We start from the raw sequence: 16,148 nt of genomic DNA, 5'->3' as shown, positions 1-16,148 counted from the left end.
CCTTACGTGGATAACGCCGAATGAATTTTCGCACCGACATTAATGGGCTGCGCGCCTATGCCGTAATGTTAGTTATTCTCTATCACTTCGGTTTTACACGGGTGAGCGGTGGGTTTCTCGGTGTTGACGTGTTCTTTGTCATCTCCGGCTATCTGATGACGAGTATTATCCTGTCTCGCCTAAGAAATAACCGTTTCTCTTTACTGGCATTTTATGCCGCGCGCTGCCGGAGAATTATACCGCCCCTGATGGTGCTGTGCGTGATATTGATGCTGATGGGTTATTTTCTGATGCCGCCGGATGAATATAATAAAATGGCGGAGCACGCTGTATCCAGCCTCAGTTTTATCTCCAATGTGGTCTATTTCAAACAGGGTGGCTATTTTGATAGCGGTTCGATATATAAATGGTTACTGCACACCTGGTCATTAAGCGTCGAGTGGCAATTCTATTTGCTATTACCTCTGGCACTGATGTTCACGGCGCGTTTCCTGCACCAGCAGTTTTCCTGGGCAATGGCAATCGCCGCACTACTTTCATTCGGCCTGGTGCTGGTGATGGTGGCTACCCATTTTCATCTCACGGCAACTTATTATCTGTTACCAACGCGCGCATGGGAGATGCTGGCAGGCGGACTGCTGTATCTGACACCGAAAACGGCCTTGAGCGGCCAACGCTGGATCCCACCCGTCGCTATTTCAGGGCTCATAATCTGTGCGTTGTGTTTTGATGAAAGCATGGCCTGGCCCGGCATCATGACGCTCATTCCTGTGTTGCTGACGGCACTGATCATCCATGCCGGCGTGCAAAACAGCCGGTGGCTGAACAACCGTATTGTGCAGCACATCGGTAAAACCTCTTATTCGGTTTATTTATGGCACTGGCCGCTGTGGGTATTCTGGCATCTGGTCAATTGGCCTATCACGCTGGTTAGCCAGGCGCTGCTGATCCTGCTATCACTGGCTGCGGGTTGGGCTTCCTGGCTGCTGGTAGAAAACAAGCAGGGTTGGCTGAGTGGCAAAACCTACGTCACACTGGGACAAACTGCGCTGGTACTGTTAGTGGGCGTGTTCATTGTGGCAAACGCCGGGCTGCCTTCACGCGCTCCGCAGGTGATCGCCAGCATCAAACACTATTCACAGGAGCGTTTTGTCAGCGGCGAAAAGTGTTTTGTCTTTAGTGGTACAACCTCGCCGCAATGCGTATTTGGTCAGGCTCGCCAGGTAAACCTGGTGGTATTGGGTGACAGCCATGCGGCGGCAATGTTGTCTTCAATTGTGGCAAGTGCCAGACCCGATGATGCGGTAGTGTTTATTGCGCAGTCGGGATGCCCGTCAATGCCGGATATTCATCGCAGCGCCAGCCCCGACTGCGGCGGTTTTGTGAAGAATGCGCTAATCGATATCGAACGGAAATATCCCCACGCTTCGGTGCTCATTATCAACCGTTTATCCTTCTACCTGCATGGCAGTTTTGGCAGCGGAAGCACGACGCCCGACTATAGCTTCCTGAATGAGAAGAGCTCGATTACTGCCTATCAACAGCATTTTGGCGCAGTAGTAAAACAGCTCGCCTCTCATCGCCGGGTATTTATCATGACGCCCGTGCCCGAGTTTGGTTACGACGTTATTTACCGCATGTCGCGCGATGCCATGCGCGGCAACGCATTGGCCATTCAGCAAACGCGAGCAGAATATCAATCACATAATCAGGAGACGCTGGCGATGTTAAATACCATCGCCGCACAATCCCCCAATGTCGCACTGCTCGATGCCACTCAGGCACTTTGTGATAGCAACTTCTGCTACGGTGCAAAAGACGACGTGCCGCTGTACCGCGATGATAACCACCTTTCAGAGGTGGGAAACAAGAGTCTGAGTGGCGTGTTTGCTGGTATGTGGCGGATGATTGATAGTATTTAGCGCGTTCTCATTAGGGATTAAACACTCTTTGGCCGCTTAAAAATTAGCGGCCGTTCAGCCATCCAGGTATTTAAACGGTTAAAATAAATAAACATATACGTTGCTAAATTATTATCGCTATGTCTTAATGCGTCATCGGTTTGGAACACAGACCTTATGAAAGCAGTTTTAGTAAAGCAGTCCTCAGTTCAAGTGTTATCCCTAGATATCCTTCTTCGAGAGCCTCCTCCTAAGTGCCCAATAAGTAAATCTTTCACTTCAGGCCATTATCGCCGCGTTGAGTGGCTCATCAATTAAGGAAGTATCTATGTCTAACAAAATGACTGGTTTAGTAAAATGGTTTAACTCTGATAAAGGTTTTGGCTTTATCACGCCTAACGATGGCAGCAAGGATGTATTCGTCCATTTCTCTGCTATCCAGAGCGACAACTACAAAACTCTTGATGAAGGTCAGCAAGTGTCCTTCACCATTGAAAACGGCGCTAAAGGCCCTGCAGCTGGCAACGTAACGCCGCTGTAAGCCCCGCCCATTATCAGTGACGCTTACAATAGCGATGAAGGCAACAGCCTGAGCAGATAAGTTCTGCTGATAATAAATCAACCCGCTTCGTGCGGGTTTTTTATTGTCTAAAATTTGCGTAACACATTATGGCAGGGCATTGCGGCCATCGACGTGCAGGCCTGGCTTTGCGGGCATCCTGTTAGCTAACAGCAAAAATGAGTTTTTACGCTAATTTTCAATAACCTGCGCTATCCCCCACCATCAAGTCACTCTCTCAATTCCTTTTTTTAACGGCCAGGGACGTCAGTTGGCTAAATTTTTCATAAACTTAAGGTGCGTTAACCATGTAATCCGCAGATAACCGGGAAGACAACGGTTACTGAATTTTTGTGACTTACCTGACAACCAAAGGTTGTTGGCTGGATATAAGGGAAAACAATGCCATTACTATTTGGTGAGTTATCTGGTGCTCCGGTATGGGTGCCTGCTGTATTGCTCGTCACGCTTTCACTCATACTGGGTTTCCTGGCTCGATTTATACTTCTCAGATTCATTCGCTACTGGCAGAGCCGTGACAGAAAGCTCTTCAAATCGCTTGAAAAGCATCTTAGTGGGTCGATGTTTCTTTTTATTCCCTTGCTGCTGATAAATGTGGGGGTTAACTATATAAGCATTCATCCGGATTCACTTGCCTTTATAACCACCACCACCAACGTATTTATTATCTTATCACTTTGCTCGATTTTAATTCGCTTGACGAATGTCGCTCAGGATATGTTGTTTATCCGTTATGACATTAATCTTTCAAATAATTTACGCGCCCGAAAAATACGCACTCAGATAATCTACGTTAAAAAGGTCGCGATCGTACTGCTCGTGTCATTCTGCCTTTCTCTGATTCTGTTGAGCTTCCCGGGTGTGCGAAAATTCGGCACGACAATCCTCGCCGGTGCTGGGGTTGCCGGGATAATCATTGGTTTTGCCCTGCAGAAATCGTTGGTGAACCTGTTCGCCGGTATTCAAATCGCCTTTACGCAACCGATAAAGATTGATGATGCGGTGGTGGTTGAAAATGAATGGGGCTGGATTGAGGAGATAAATCTGACCTACGTAGTGGTGCGCATCTGGGACTTACGCCGGTTGGTGCTGCCAATTACCTACTTCACCGAAAATGCCTTCCAGAACTGGACGCGGAATAATGCGCAAATATTAGGCTCGGTTTTTCTTTACCTTGATTACTCCATGCCCTTAGATCCTCTGCGTAAACATTTTGAAAAAGTATTGAGTGAAACCAAACTCTGGGATCAACAAACGCAGGTGCTCCAGGTTACCGATACTAATGATAAAACCATGACGATCAGATTATTAATGACGGCACAGAACTCTCCTACAGCCTGGGATTTACGCTGCTACGTGCGGGAAAAAATGATTGAGTTTATTCAGCAAAATTATCCGCAGAGCCTGCCTCACGTGAGGGCAACACTGACTGAAGCCGCGACTAAAGAGTTGGCTTAGATCGTCGTGGATGACAATAAAATCAGGAAGATGATTGAACAGTCACCTCAACACGGCCATGCAATTATCTCCTCAGAACAATGATTGCTGGTGATACCATTAAACCCTGAAGCTCAGGGTTTTTTATTACCTTGGATTTGATGATGCGATGCTGGAATAATTGGGGTATCAAACTTTTTCGACGTCAATCAGTTATGTAAAATGACTGCCTTATAAATAAGGATTTTTATGTTGCGCAAACCTCAGCTGGTCGGCTTACCCATTTTAATCACATCGCTATTTCTACTCACCGGCTGCCCGCCGCCAGCCGATTTCACCCAATGGCAGCGCCCTTCAACCACCGAAGATGACGTTAGGGCAGCGATGGCAGAGTGTGGCGAACCTACGGCAGGTTCATTAAGCCGCTTGCCCGCTAACGAACAGGCGTTGCAGTTCCAGTGTATGCAGCGGCTTGGTTTTACCCGGAAAAGTGGATTCGATTTCTGTGAAGTCAGGAAAGCGCTTCCGGCCTGCGTTGAGGCAAAACAGGGGCATCCCCTTAGCGTGTCCCAACTTGAAGCGTTGCCTTTTGAAGCTGATGAGGGCTTCTACCCGATAAAGCCAGATTCGGGACGATCTGAAGATATGCAGGTTAGCTGGCGTAAAGTGGGAGCATCACAACACTATTCAGTTGAGGTTGCCAACAATCAGCAAGCGCTGCCGATGATGTACGCCTGCGGTTATCCGAAACCTCTCGGCTCGAATCTGAAGGTCGCCAGCATTGGACGCACAGCCAAAGCGCAACGCTGTATGATCGACCATGGCTTTGAACCGAAGAACAAAATGATGCTGGTTTGCCGACCTTATCCGCAGGTGACGGGTTGTGAAGGTAACGGCGAAAGAAGCTGATATCTCGTCATGTTCGCTCTGGCTGATGTCGATTGGCAGAACCAAAAATAAGTCATCTTCGGGGAAATCCATAGGTTGCCCCGGAAATAAGCTATAGAGGTGAAAGAGACGCAACCTCATGCTGAAAAACATAGGGATCAGAGATCAGTTCAAAGACTTCATCACCCGGATACGTCACAGCCACATGATAGTGTTCTCCGGCAAATGCGCGTACTGAAGCCAAATCCTGCCAGTACGTCGCCAGGAAGAAATGCTCCCAATCACCCTGAGTTTGCCTCAGCACAAATGCGCCCTTGTTTCCTTGTACACTGGCTGAGTGCTCCACGCCTGTTTCGTCCAGGTGTTTAGCGAAGCTCTCCGCATGTCTTAGCGGAACGCAACCGTGCCATGTCCTTACAATCATTCGCTTTTCCTCTTTTATTTAGGGACGATAACCATAGCATTACAAGAGCGGATGTTCATGCTGGTTGAGATGCCCTGTAAGGTTAAAATATCCAACAATAAAGAATCTCTTTTGCATAAGCCAAAGCTGTGTCTGACTCTCCCCAATGACGTGTCCTGCACCGCTTGCCTCAGGATATATTTTTAAATACAGCCTTCACGTATTAACAGGACTAATAATAATCCCGTTCTCTATTTTCCAACCTGGCTGCAACACCCTACTAAATAATGGACGCAATATCTGGAAAAAATTGTCATTTATCTGATTAATTTAAAAAACCCTTCACTAATTTTATATCAGCAGCCAAACTATCGAGCAAATAAAATCTGAGAACAAAATAATGGTAGCAGTTAAGCGGCTTCTCGATTACGTGCCTGCCCCTTAACGACATATAGCACCCATGGTTGCGGAAGAAAGAATTATTATGAGAGATGCATCACAAATAAAAACATTATCAAAACCACATATATGTGAGACGTGAAATGTACTCTAACTCAATATGGATCATGTTAGAAAAGTCAGTCAACATTATTGGCTTGATATATATCAATGCCCTTATGGCAAAATACATTGGCCCTGAATATTATGGAAAGATAAACATCTCAACCTCTCTTTTTATATTCGTGCAAACGCTATCCTGGTTTGGTGGTCAAAATATTATATTTAAACGGATGAGTGAAAAAACAGATTCCGGAATTGCATTGGCGATGCATACCCAAAATCAACGGCGTATATTCTTCCTCCTATCCTCTGCCGCAGTTTTAATCTATCTCTATTTATTCACTGATTTGATTGTATTCTTATTCGGCATTGCCAACTGCATCGCTACATATTATATTGTGATGGACTTCTTTTCCATCTACAACAACACTCAATTGAAATCTAAAATAAACACGATAACAAATGTAGTGGGTTTGTCTGTCGCGTTATTAATCAGGTTCTACATTTCATATTTTAAGCTGCCCATTTACTACTTCACAATACCTATTATCGTTATCCCACTCATCCCTTACATCATGCGTATCATCTATTTTAAGCAAACCACCAGCTTAAAAGAAAAGAGCAAGGGTGCCGGAATGTATAACCGGCATATGTTGTACACTGGGGGAGCTTTAATTTTATCAGGTTTATCAGCAGATATTTACACTCAGATATCGAGCATATTTTTGGCTAATATCCTTTCGTACTCTAACTTAGGCGTGTATAGCGTAGCGCTGACCATAGGAGGTGCATGGTCATTTGTAGTTCTGGCCTTGATAACAAGTTTCTTCTCAAAAATATACAGTGAAAAGAACCAAATAACCATTGATATGCTACTCATGAAAATCAATCGGCTTGTCATCCTGTTTTCGCTTATTGCTTTGGGTGGCTTCTATATTTTCGGCGATCTCTTCATACATTTACTCTATGGCGATAAATATATGGGTTCAGTCAATATTATCCCCATTATCATTATTGGCACAATGTTCTCTTCACTAGGAACAATTTGCTATCGCTATATGATTAAAGAGTCTGGATACACTTACCTGGCTAAAAAAATGGTTTTATGCTGCATCTTAACTATACCATTTTCCTGGCTAATGATTAATGCTTTCGGGATTAATGGTGCTGCATACTGTTTCTTGATTGTCGAAATTTTATCTTGCACGTTACTTAATTATTTTTTCAGAAATAAAACAATCTTCAAAATGCACCTTAACATTTTCAAACCGAGATAACCTTAATGAAAATGATAAAAAACACAGTGAGATCTGCATTAAAAATAAGCGCTTATATGTACCCTGAGTTTTGTGCTAAAACCCACTATTTTATTAAGTTCAAGAAAAAACTAAACTTAACCAACCCGACAAATTTCAATGAAAAAATTCAGTGGTTAAAATTTAATGAGTACAACGGTGACATCTATACTATATGCGCTGATAAATATAAGGTCAGGGAGTATATCTCTTCCAAAGGATGCGATGAGATTCTTAATGTCCTATACGGTGTGTATGATGATCCGCAGGATATAGACTACAATGCACTACCCAATAAGTTTGCCCTTAAGTGCAACCATGGCGCGGGCTATAACATAATCTGCAATAACAAATCATCACTTGACTTTGAAAAGACCAACAAACAGCTCAGTAAATGGTTAAAAGAGGATTTCTCAGCCAATTTTATTGAGCCGCAGTACAAGAAGATAGAAAGAAAAATATTATGTGAAAAATACATTGAAAATGAACAAGGTGATTTCCCTGATGATTATAAATTCTACTGCTTTAATGGAAAACCCTACGCAGTAATGGTTTGCAAAGAACGAAAAAATGGAAATCCCAAATTCTATTATTTTGATATGAACTGGAATCCACTTCCTTTTGAGGATACAGTTGAGTTGATAAATAAAAATGATTACCCAGAGATTCCAGATGGCTTTCATAAAATGAAAGATTATGCGATTAAACTAGCATCAGATTTTAAATTTGTCCGTGCTGATTTTTATCTTCTCAATGGTTACGTTATTTTTGGCGAGTTAACATTTACCCCTTCTGCGGGACTCGATGTTACATTGCGCGAAGCCGATGCTATTTTAGGAAACCAACTAAAGTTGTAATTTATACGTGATCTTTTTACTCACTAATGGAGCAGAGAACCAGATTATTTAATCCGGCTGCTCCGCATCATTTTTTAATAAAATGCCATAGTTTAGGATCTTTGTGCCAAAGGCGGGTATTGAATACCACCGCATCATGACAGTTTACAAATCGCATCAATAAGCAGATTTAAATTTTAAACTGCGGCTCCTGACGCCCCTTTACCCAGGTTAGCAAAACTGCTGTAAGCAGTATTAGACCATTATCAGGGTTTGAAAATACGCCAGGTTCCATGTCGTCAGTGCCAATTAATGCGTTCTGAATCGTCTTATGTTACTTGTGGCAGCACCATTATCTGTTTGCTTTCAATATTACGTACGTTAATCACCGGCTGCTTTCAATGAGCACCCATTTATCACAATTACCGATTCGCTGGCGTGCAGAGAGGATATCGACCCGCGCCTCGTATCAAACTGGATTCAAGTGGTGGATTTATTCACATCCAACCAAGTGATCCCCTAATTGAAATGTCACTCAAGGAAATTACTTGCATTGCTATTTATGTGCAAATATTTCTTGTCGTAATGTAATTGTAAAATTTATAATGTTAATCCGATAATTAACATTAAATATTGTAAGGAATACAATGAGAAAGTTGTTAATAGGCAGCATGATCTTGATGTCAACCGGTTGCGCTGATTTTCAGAAAAGTGTTAATGAAAATATTAAAGCTGTGAATGCTGCACTAACGCCCAAAAATTCAAGTTCAGGTCAAGCCACGGCTCAGGTAAGAGAGACCGGCACTATCACCAATGAACAATGTAAAAGCAGTGTGGGAAAAACAAAGTCTTATTTTGAAAAGCTTGTGGGCTTTAAGCTGAACGAAACCAACTCCTCTGGTTATACCTCGTTTTCCGAAAGCTACAATTTAAGAATATCGGACCGAAAAGATCGTCTGGGCGGCAACTTTGCCATCTGTATCATCTCTATCGATCCGCAATCGAGTAAAGTCACTGCGTATTCGATGCCAACATAACGTTGCGCATGTTTAGAAAATGAAACGGGCCATAACATGGCCCTTGTGCTCTGAACTTACGTTTGGTTCCGTTTAAGCATTAGTTTCTGCCCCCTGCCCGATACTGCAAGTGGCCTAAGTGACTGAACCTCAACGTCGACCTCATGACCTGCTGATCCGCACGCGGGCGGCTTGGGAAACCGTGCATAATCAAAGGCGCCATCATGCATATCTCCGCTGCCTAAGCGCATAGACCAGCACAACAACAAAGCACAGCAGCGGCAAACCGTAAGCGACGGCCGTACTGACTTTGTCAGAGATCAGCCCCATGAAATAGGGCATTATCGCACCGCCGACAATTGCCATGATCATAAACGAGCTGGCCTGTTTGGTAGACTGACCGAGATTTTTCACTCCCATGGCAAAGATGGTTGGGAACATGGTGGACATAAAGAAGAAGATGGCGATAAGCGCGATGACGGAGACATCACCAGCGCCCAGCATCACAATGCCACACAGCACGATGTTGATCAGCGCATAGGCCGCCAGCATCGCTGCCGGTTTCACTCGGCCCATCAGCCAGGTCGAAAAGAAGCGTCCCACCATAAAACAGATCATCGCAACCGAAAGCATATAAGCCGCGCTTTGGTTAGTGACGCCGTGCCAGTGCTCAGTGGCGTAGTTAATAAAGAAGGCGCCAACCCCAACCTGGGCGGCGACATAGAAGAACTGCGCAATCACCCCGCCGACAAAGTGTTTTTGCTGCCATAACGTGGCGCCGGGCTGCTGCACATGTTCGCTCGCGGACTCACGAATGTCCGGCAAGGCGGTACGTTTAAATAACAGCGCAATAGCGAGCACCACACACGCAATCACGACATAGGTCATTTTGACGCTGTCCTGCGCGGCTTCCTGACTGGCATGAGTAAAGAACAGCGAGCCACCAATCATTGGCCCAACAAACTGCCCCAAGCCATTAAAGGATTGCGCCAGATTAAGACGACGCTCCGCGCCGTTGGCATCGCCCAGCACCGTGGCATACGGGTTAGCCGCGGTTTCCAGGCAGCCAAGCCCGCAAGCCAGCACAAACAGCGCCAGCAGAAATACCGAGAAATCATTGACCATCGCCGCGGGTACAAACAGCAGCGCACCAATGGCGTACAGCGATAATCCCGCCAAAATGCCGGCCTTGTAGCCGTGACGACGCATAAAATAGCCGGCCGGCAGCGCGACAATAAAATAGGCACCGAAATAGGCCGCCTGTAATAGTCCCGATTGCGCTTTGGTGACGTTTAACGTTTCCTGAAAGTGTTTATTCAGCACATCCAGCAGGCCGTATGACACGCCCCACATGAAAAACAGGGTGGTAATTAGCATGAACGCCCAGCGCAGGCTAATAGTTCCCCCGACGCCCATATTTTCTGGCGTCTCGACGCGTTGTGTAGACATGGTTATATCCTCGTAGGGTACAGTCGGTAAGTGTTGTTATTGGTCCTGCAAAGAGAATATTCGCGCCATCGCCACCCATTTTTCCCCTGCGGGCGTCCACGGCGTTGGCTGCTGAAACTGCCACATCAGCGCTTCCCAGCGCTGAATATGCGGATTCTGTTCAGCGGCCTGAGCAAAATCCTGCGCGTTAAACCGATCGTTCACCTCCATCACCATAAAAAGTCGGGTGCCAAGCCGGTAGATCTCCATATTGACGAGGCCATGCTGGCGTAGATGCTGTGCCACTTCCGGCCAGATGCGTTGATGCAGGCGCTGGTATTCAGCGATCTTGTCGGCCTCATCCACCAGATCCAGCGCCAGACAATAGCGTTCGGTTACGCCACTCATAACAGCGCCCGATCGAGATGCAGATAGCCGCCATCAACGCTCAGCCACTCGCCCGTGGTGTGGGAAGCGCGCGACGACAGCAAAAACACGACGGTGTTAGCGATCTCTTCCGGTGTGGTCATGCGTTGGCCGAGTGGAATACGCTGGGTGATTTTCGCCAGTTCGCCCTGCGGATCGGCAAAGGTGCCGATCCAGCGCTCATACAGCGGCGTCATCACTTCGGCGGGCACCACGGCGTTAACCCGCACACCGCTGCTACGCAGTGACACCGCCCACTCCCGCGTCAGTGCCAGAATTGCCCCTTTTGCCGCGCAGTAACCGCTGGTGCCGCCCTGCCCGCTCAACGCGGTTTTTGAGGCAATATTGACGATGGCTCCTCTGCTGTTTTCCAGCGCGCGCTGGCAGAAATGCGTCATCTGGTAATAGTGGATGAGATTCTTTTCCAGCGAGCTGACAAAGGCGCTGCGCCCCGCTTCCAGTCCGACGCCATCGTTGACGCCCGCATTGTTCACCAGTCCGTCGATGCGGCCAAACTGTTGCTGCACGGCTTCAACCGCACGCTGGCAGTTCTGCTCATCGCACAGATCGGCCAGCAGCACTTCCGTTTGCGGTTGCAGCTCGCGCAAGCTGGCCAGCCACATCTCATCGGGCTGCGCGTTGCTGACGATCACCGGAATGGCGCCCTCTTCCGCCAGCAAACGTGAGATGGCCGCACCGATGCCCGATCCGCCGCCGGTGACGATAATCACTTTATCCTGCAAAAACAGATTCATGCTTCTCTCCTGTCAGGCTATATACCTGCGCCGCCGTGTTGCCCCAAATGGCGGCCTGTTCGTCGGCTGCAAGCTCAGCCGTCGCGTCCTCAATCAGCTGCGCCACCGCGTGGTACTCCGCTGCCAGCAGGCAGACGGGCCAGTCTGAGCCAAACATCAGGCGCTGCGGACCGAAACGCGCCAGCGCCTCATCGATAAAAGGCCGCAGCTGCGCACTGTGCCATTGACCCTGCGGCGCCTCGGTCACCAGACCCGATAATTTGCAGACCACGTGCGGCATTGCGGCCAGTTCCGCCACCTGTTCGCCCCACGCCTGCGCGCCGCGCGCAATATCCGGTTTGCCGAGGTGATCAAGCACCAGCCAGTGGCGATCGTGCTGCGCGGCAAATTGAGTGGCGTCTGCCAGATGCCGCCAGGTCACCAGCATTTCCCATACGTAATCACGCTGCTGCAGCTGACGGATGCCGCTCGCCACGCGCGGTTGTCGTAGCCATGCGGCGGGATCGCGCTCATCCTGCACCTGATGGCGGAACCCCCGCAGCAGCGGATGCTGCAAGGCTTCCAACTGCGGCGTCAGGTCCATCGCGCTGACGTCAATCCAGCCAACCACCTGTGTTGCCGCTTGCTGCTGCGCCCACTGCAACAGTTGCTGCGTCTCCGCTACACACTGCCGCGCCTGAACCGCAATTGAGCCCTGCAGCTGACGTTGCGCCAGCAGCGGTGCGAGATCGTCCGGTAAATAATCCAGTTGCAGGCGCGTCATGGATTCCGCGATCCACGCATAATCCTCCGCGTCGTAGCGCCAGAAATGCTGATGAGCGTCGATTCGCACCTCAGCCTCCCTGCGCGCGATAACGGTATTGCTCGCGCGAAGCGGGATACATCTCGATCGAGAAGCCGGGCGCGGTGGGCGGCATATAGGCGGCGCCGCGCACTTCGCACGGATGTAAAAAGTGTTCATGCAGATGATCGACATACTCAATGACCCGGCCTTCATGGCTACCGGCAATGCAAACGAAGTCGATCATCGACAGGTGCTGGACGTATTCGCACAATCCAACGCCGCCGGCATGCGGACACACCGGCAACTGGTATTTCGCTGCCATTAGCATCACCGCCAGCACTTCATTTACGCCGCCGAGGCGACAAGCGTCGATCTGCACCACGTCAATCGCTTCGCGCATAATCAGCTGCTTGAAGATGATGCGGTTCTGGCACATTTCACCGGTTGCCACCTTCACCGGCGCGACGCCCTGACGAATTTTGCGATGCCCTTCAATATCATCCGGGCTGGTGGGTTCCTCAATAAACCACGGTCGCGCGAAGGCCAGCTGCTGTACCCAATCAATCGCGTCATTCACTTCCCACACCTGGTTGGCATCGATCATTAACTGGCGATCCGGTCCCAGCACTTCACGCGCAATGCGCACGCGGCGAATATCATCTGCGAGGTCACGTCCGACTTTCAGCTTGATGTGTGAGAACCCGGCATCCACCGCCTGCTGGCACAGGCGACGCAGTTTATCGTCGTCGTAACCGAGCCAGCCCGCCGAGGTGGTGTAGCAGGGATAACCGTGCTGCTCCAGCTCACGGATGCGCTGCGCTTTGCCAGCCTGCTGCGCCGTCAACAGTGCCAGCGCTTCGTCCGGCGTGATGCAGTCAGTGAGGTAGCGGAAATCGATGCAGCGCACCAGCTCCTGCGGCGACATATCGGCCACCAGCCGCCACAGCGGCTTCTCTTCCGATTTCGCCCACAGATCCCATACTGCGTTGACCACCGCGCCAGTCGCCAGGTGAATCGCGCCTTTATCCGGGCCGATCCAGCGCAGCTGGCTGTCGCTGGTGATGTCGCGCCAGAACTGCCCCATATCGGCGGTGATCGACTCCAGCTGACGGCCGACAATCAGGTGTTCCAGGGCGCGTATCGCCGCGCAGCAAATCTCATTGCCGCGCCCAATGGTAAAGGTCAGTCCGTGACCACTCATCGCCGCGTTATCCGTCTCGATGATGACGTAAGCAGCCGAGTAATCAGGATCCGGATTCATCGCATCCGAACCGTCGAGCTGTTCGGAGGTGGGAAAACGGATATCTTCCACCCGCAGTGCGGTAAGTCTGGTCATTGTTCGCTGCCCTCGGTGATTTGACGCTGCTCGCCCAACCCGGCGATACCTAACCTGATGACTTGCCCTGCTCGCAGATAGACCGGCGGTTTTTGCCCCATGCCGACGCCCGGCGGTGTGCCGGTTGAGATGATGTCGCCCGGCTGCAAGCTCATAAACCGACTGAGATAGCTGATGATGTGCGCGACCGTGAAGATCATGGTGCGGGTGTTGCCGTTCTGATAGCGCTTGCCGTCCACTTCCAGCCACAGATCGAGCTGCTGCGGATCGGCGATTTCATCGGCGGTCACCAGCCACGGACCAATCGGACCAAAGGTGTCGCAGCCTTTGCCTTTGTCCCAGGTGCCGCCGCGCTCAATTTGATATTCACGTTCCGAGACGTCGTTGACCACGCAGTAACCCGCCACATGTGACAGCGCATCCGCTTCTGCGATGTAGCTGCCGCCTTTGCCAATCACCACGCCCAGCTCTACTTCCCAGTCGGTTTTCACCGAACCGCGAGGAATGCGCACCGCATCGTTTGGCCCCACCACGGCGCTGGTCCATTTGCTAAACACCACCGGCTCTTGCGGGATGTCGGCACCGGTTTCGGCGGCGTGATCGGCATAGTTCAGGCCGATACAGATAAATTTGCCGATATGCCCAACGCAGGCACCAATGCGCGGTTGGCCGCTGATTTTGGGCAGTTCACTGAGCGGCAGCTGACGCAGCCTTTCCAGTTCTGCAGGCAGCAGCGCATCGCCGGCGATGTCATCGATAAAGTGCGACAAATCACGCAGTTCACCCTGTTGATCCAGCATTGCCGGACGCTCTTTTCCCGGCTCGCCCACTCGTAATAATTTCATGACTGCACTCCTGTTAGTTGCTCCAGCCGCCATCAATAATCTGTGCGGTGCCGGTGATATAAGCGCTGGCATCGGAAGCCAGATAGGCCGCCAGATAAGCGATCTCCTCTGTGGTACCGATACGGCCAATGGGCTGACGCGCGACAAAGGCGTCATACACTTCCGCCTCCGTGCGGCCTTCCGCCTCGGCCTGCGCGGCGATGCGCTGGCGTAGCGAAGGCGAATCAACCGTGCCGGGGCAGATGGCGTTGCAGCGGATGCCTTCACCGATGTAATCCGCCGCCACTGAGCGCGTCAGGCCAATCACCGCCGCTTTGGTCGCACTGTAGGCAAAGCGATTGACCACGCCTTTCACGCTGGATGCCACCGATGACATGTTAATGATCGAGCCCTGCTGCTGTTGCAGCATCCCCGGCAGAAATGCCTGAATCATGTGAAACATCGCCGTGACGTTGAGGTCGAGCGCGAACTGCCACTCCTTTTCGCTGCACGCCAGCAGGCTGCCGCTGTGGACCACGCCGGCACAGTTAAACAGCACATCGAGCGTGCCGAGCTCCTGCGCCGCCGCGCTAATTGCCTGACGATCGGTGACATCCAGCTGATAAGCGCGGATACCTTGCAGATTGTGTAGCGCGGCAAGGTTGATATCGCTGGCAATAACCTCTGCGCCCTGTTGCGCAAAGTAACGCGCGCTGGCCAAGCCGATGCCTTGCCCGGCGGCGGTGATTAACACGCGTTTTCCGGATAAATTCATTGCATTTCCTCTGGTCCAAAGATCTAATGGTCAGGCCATTAAAAGTGAGTTTTACCCTTGTGAAAGGGCAAATAACGCTGGCAACTTTTTTGCTGACGCATTACGTTTTATTGACAATTGCGTAACATTGACAAGTGTACTGATGATTATTTGTGCATCCGATCACTTAATTTATTTAGACAGGTAGCAGTGCGATGCCGATAAAAAAGATGGAAAACCCCAGGCTTTACAGACAGATAGCCGACCAGTTAATCAAGCTTATCGACAACAACGAATTTCCTCCCGGCAGTCGCCTGCCAGCGGAACGCGAGTTGGCCGAGCAGCTGCAGGTGAGTCGCGCTTCGGTACGTGAAGCGCTGATTGCGCTGGAAGTGATTGGGTTGGTGGATGTCAAAGTCGGCAATGGCGTGATTGTGAAAGCGCGGTCGAGTACGCAGGAGCCGGTGATGATGCAGGCCGGGCGCAACCAGTGGATTGAGCCGGACGATGAGCTGGGGATCAATCTGGATTTCTCCACCGAGCTGCCGCCGTTCTCGCTGCTGCAAGCGCGACGCCTGATTGAGCCGGAGGCCGCTGCGCTGGCCGCTGTGCATGCCAGCGATCAGGAATTGGCGCTGATCCGCGCGGCCTATCTGCAAAACTGCGAAGATAATCGCGCGCAATCGCGCACCCATCCCGGCGACCGTTTATTCCATATTCGCATCGCCCAGGCGAGCGGCAATCCGGCGTATGGTTTTATCATTGGCCACCTGCTCGGCCATCGCTATGGCAGCATGTTCCGCATGTTGCAGGCGCACTATACGCCCAGCGATATGCCGCTGGTTTCGGAAACCGAACATATGGACATTCTCTCGGCGCTTGAAAAACGTGATGCGAAGGCAGCCCGAGCCGCGATGAAGAAGCATATCGACCGGGTGATTGCGACCTTTGAGCGGGTGCAGGAGTGAACGCGCCCGCTGTGGG

Annotated in this window: 16 protein-coding genes; 8 read left to right on the top strand and 8 right to left on the bottom strand. The window is 50.1% G+C overall.

Annotated features, from left to right (window positions below):
- Positions 1–20: 20 nt before the first annotated feature.
- The 4 genes from AC790_RS22150 to AC790_RS22135 all read left to right on the top strand — a co-directional run bounded on the left by AC790_RS22150 (position 21) and on the right by AC790_RS22135 (position 4,827).
- The gene (locus AC790_RS22150; RefSeq protein WP_049853227.1) at positions 21–1,922 is read left to right on the top strand and encodes an acyltransferase family protein; all 1,902 of its coding nucleotides are present in this window, start codon (positions 21–23) and stop codon (positions 1,920–1,922) included.
- A gap of 307 nt (positions 1,923–2,229) precedes the next feature.
- Positions 2,230–2,442 (top strand): RNA chaperone/antiterminator CspA, encoded by a 213-nt coding sequence (cspA, locus tag AC790_RS22145; protein ID WP_007885867.1) that lies wholly within the window; start codon positions 2,230–2,232, stop codon positions 2,440–2,442.
- A 420-nt stretch (positions 2,443–2,862) separates the two neighbouring features.
- Positions 2,863–3,939, top strand: coding sequence for a mechanosensitive ion channel family protein (locus AC790_RS22140; RefSeq protein ID WP_007885865.1), 1,077 nt, complete (start codon positions 2,863–2,865; stop codon positions 3,937–3,939).
- A 228-nt stretch (positions 3,940–4,167) separates the two neighbouring features.
- The gene (locus AC790_RS22135; RefSeq protein ID WP_049853226.1) at positions 4,168–4,827 is read left to right on the top strand and encodes a hypothetical protein; all 660 of its coding nucleotides are present in this window, start codon (positions 4,168–4,170) and stop codon (positions 4,825–4,827) included.
- 91 nt (positions 4,828–4,918) lie between these two features.
- On the opposite strand, the gene AC790_RS22130 is transcribed toward AC790_RS22135, so the two are convergent.
- Positions 4,919–5,230, bottom strand: a complete 312-nt coding sequence (locus AC790_RS22130; RefSeq protein WP_049853225.1) for a hypothetical protein — start codon at positions 5,228–5,230, stop codon at positions 4,919–4,921.
- Between the two features lie 545 nt (positions 5,231–5,775).
- Between AC790_RS22130 and AC790_RS22125 the strand changes: the two genes are divergently transcribed.
- From AC790_RS22125 to AC790_RS22115, 3 genes are all read left to right on the top strand, one after another.
- Positions 5,776–6,987 carry a polysaccharide biosynthesis C-terminal domain-containing protein gene (locus tag AC790_RS22125; protein ID WP_235440763.1) on the top strand — a complete coding sequence of 404 codons (1,212 nt, stop codon included), beginning with the start codon at positions 5,776–5,778 and terminating at the stop codon, positions 6,985–6,987.
- Between the two features lie 5 nt (positions 6,988–6,992).
- Positions 6,993–7,862 (top strand): ATP-grasp fold amidoligase family protein, encoded by an 870-nt coding sequence (locus tag AC790_RS22120; RefSeq protein ID WP_049853223.1) that lies wholly within the window; start codon positions 6,993–6,995, stop codon positions 7,860–7,862.
- Positions 7,863–8,488: 626 nt separating this feature from the next.
- On the top strand, positions 8,489–8,878 hold the full coding sequence (locus tag AC790_RS22115) for a hypothetical protein (RefSeq protein WP_049853222.1): 390 nt from the start codon (positions 8,489–8,491) through the stop codon (positions 8,876–8,878).
- A gap of 201 nt (positions 8,879–9,079) precedes the next feature.
- Here the strand turns inward: AC790_RS22115 and fucP are convergent, their stop codons facing one another.
- From fucP to AC790_RS22080, 7 genes are read right to left on the bottom strand one after another with little or no spacing between them, the layout of a single operon-like run.
- The gene (gene fucP, locus AC790_RS22110) at positions 9,080–10,306 is read right to left on the bottom strand and encodes an L-fucose:H+ symporter permease (RefSeq protein ID WP_007885859.1); all 1,227 of its coding nucleotides are present in this window, start codon (positions 10,304–10,306) and stop codon (positions 9,080–9,082) included.
- 36 nt (positions 10,307–10,342) lie between these two features.
- On the bottom strand, positions 10,343–10,693 hold the full coding sequence (locus tag AC790_RS22105) for an L-rhamnose mutarotase (protein WP_007885858.1): 351 nt from the start codon (positions 10,691–10,693) through the stop codon (positions 10,343–10,345).
- On the bottom strand, positions 10,690–11,466 hold the full coding sequence (locus AC790_RS22100; protein WP_049853221.1) for an SDR family oxidoreductase: 777 nt from the start codon (positions 11,464–11,466) through the stop codon (positions 10,690–10,692). The genes AC790_RS22105 and AC790_RS22100 overlap by 4 nt, the downstream gene beginning before the upstream one ends.
- Positions 11,444–12,298: an amidohydrolase gene (locus tag AC790_RS22095; protein WP_049853220.1), complete on the bottom strand. Its 855-nt coding sequence runs from the start codon at positions 12,296–12,298 to the stop codon at positions 11,444–11,446. Before AC790_RS22095 ends, AC790_RS22100 begins: the two co-directional genes overlap by 23 nt.
- A 1-nt stretch (position 12,299) precedes the next feature.
- Complete coding sequence (locus tag AC790_RS22090) at positions 12,300–13,586, bottom strand: L-fuconate dehydratase (RefSeq protein WP_049853219.1); 1,287 nt, start codon at positions 13,584–13,586, stop codon at positions 12,300–12,302.
- Complete coding sequence (locus AC790_RS22085; protein ID WP_049853218.1) at positions 13,583–14,431, bottom strand: fumarylacetoacetate hydrolase family protein; 849 nt, start codon at positions 14,429–14,431, stop codon at positions 13,583–13,585. Before AC790_RS22085 ends, AC790_RS22090 begins: the two co-directional genes overlap by 4 nt.
- 13 nt (positions 14,432–14,444) lie before the next feature.
- Positions 14,445–15,185: an SDR family oxidoreductase gene (locus AC790_RS22080; RefSeq protein ID WP_049853217.1), complete on the bottom strand. Its 741-nt coding sequence runs from the start codon at positions 15,183–15,185 to the stop codon at positions 14,445–14,447.
- A gap of 194 nt (positions 15,186–15,379) precedes the next feature.
- Here AC790_RS22080 and AC790_RS22075 point away from each other — a divergent pair, with 194 nt between their 5' ends.
- Positions 15,380–16,132, top strand: coding sequence for a FadR/GntR family transcriptional regulator (locus tag AC790_RS22075; RefSeq protein WP_007885852.1), 753 nt, complete (start codon positions 15,380–15,382; stop codon positions 16,130–16,132).
- Positions 16,133–16,148: the final 16 nt, after the last annotated feature.

Origin of the sequence: Pantoea sp. RIT-PI-b, assembly GCF_001187905.1 — a bacterium.
Classification (GTDB): Bacteria; Pseudomonadota; Gammaproteobacteria; order Enterobacterales; family Enterobacteriaceae; genus Pantoea; species Pantoea nemavictus.
This window is presented reverse-complemented; position numbering and strand designations above follow the sequence as displayed.

Excerpts from the sequence above, each read along its gene's own strand:
- AC790_RS22125 (WP_235440763.1), top strand. The coding sequence starts at position 5,776 with ATGTTAGAAAAGTCAGTCAACATTATTGGCTTGATATATATCAATGCC.
- fucP (WP_007885859.1), bottom strand. The coding sequence starts at position 10,306 with ATGTCTACACAACGCGTCGAGACGCCAGAAAATATGGGCGTCGGGGGA.
- AC790_RS22075 (WP_007885852.1), top strand. The coding sequence starts at position 15,380 with ATGCCGATAAAAAAGATGGAAAACCCCAGGCTTTACAGACAGATAGCC.
- AC790_RS22150 (WP_049853227.1), top strand. The coding sequence starts at position 21 with ATGAATTTTCGCACCGACATTAATGGGCTGCGCGCCTATGCCGTAATG.
- AC790_RS22085 (WP_049853218.1), bottom strand. The coding sequence starts at position 14,431 with ATGAAATTATTACGAGTGGGCGAGCCGGGAAAAGAGCGTCCGGCAATG.
- AC790_RS22135 (WP_049853226.1), top strand. The coding sequence starts at position 4,168 with ATGTTGCGCAAACCTCAGCTGGTCGGCTTACCCATTTTAATCACATCG.
- AC790_RS22080 (WP_049853217.1), bottom strand. The coding sequence starts at position 15,185 with ATGAATTTATCCGGAAAACGCGTGTTAATCACCGCCGCCGGGCAAGGC.
- cspA (WP_007885867.1), top strand. The coding sequence starts at position 2,230 with ATGTCTAACAAAATGACTGGTTTAGTAAAATGGTTTAACTCTGATAAA.
- AC790_RS22100 (WP_049853221.1), bottom strand. The coding sequence starts at position 11,466 with ATGAATCTGTTTTTGCAGGATAAAGTGATTATCGTCACCGGCGGCGGA.
- AC790_RS22090 (WP_049853219.1), bottom strand. The coding sequence starts at position 13,586 with ATGACCAGACTTACCGCACTGCGGGTGGAAGATATCCGTTTTCCCACC.
- AC790_RS22120 (WP_049853223.1), top strand. The coding sequence starts at position 6,993 with ATGAAAATGATAAAAAACACAGTGAGATCTGCATTAAAAATAAGCGCT.
- AC790_RS22130 (WP_049853225.1), bottom strand. The coding sequence starts at position 5,230 with ATGATTGTAAGGACATGGCACGGTTGCGTTCCGCTAAGACATGCGGAG.
- AC790_RS22105 (WP_007885858.1), bottom strand. The coding sequence starts at position 10,693 with ATGAGTGGCGTAACCGAACGCTATTGTCTGGCGCTGGATCTGGTGGAT.
- AC790_RS22115 (WP_049853222.1), top strand. The coding sequence starts at position 8,489 with ATGAGAAAGTTGTTAATAGGCAGCATGATCTTGATGTCAACCGGTTGC.
- AC790_RS22140 (WP_007885865.1), top strand. The coding sequence starts at position 2,863 with ATGCCATTACTATTTGGTGAGTTATCTGGTGCTCCGGTATGGGTGCCT.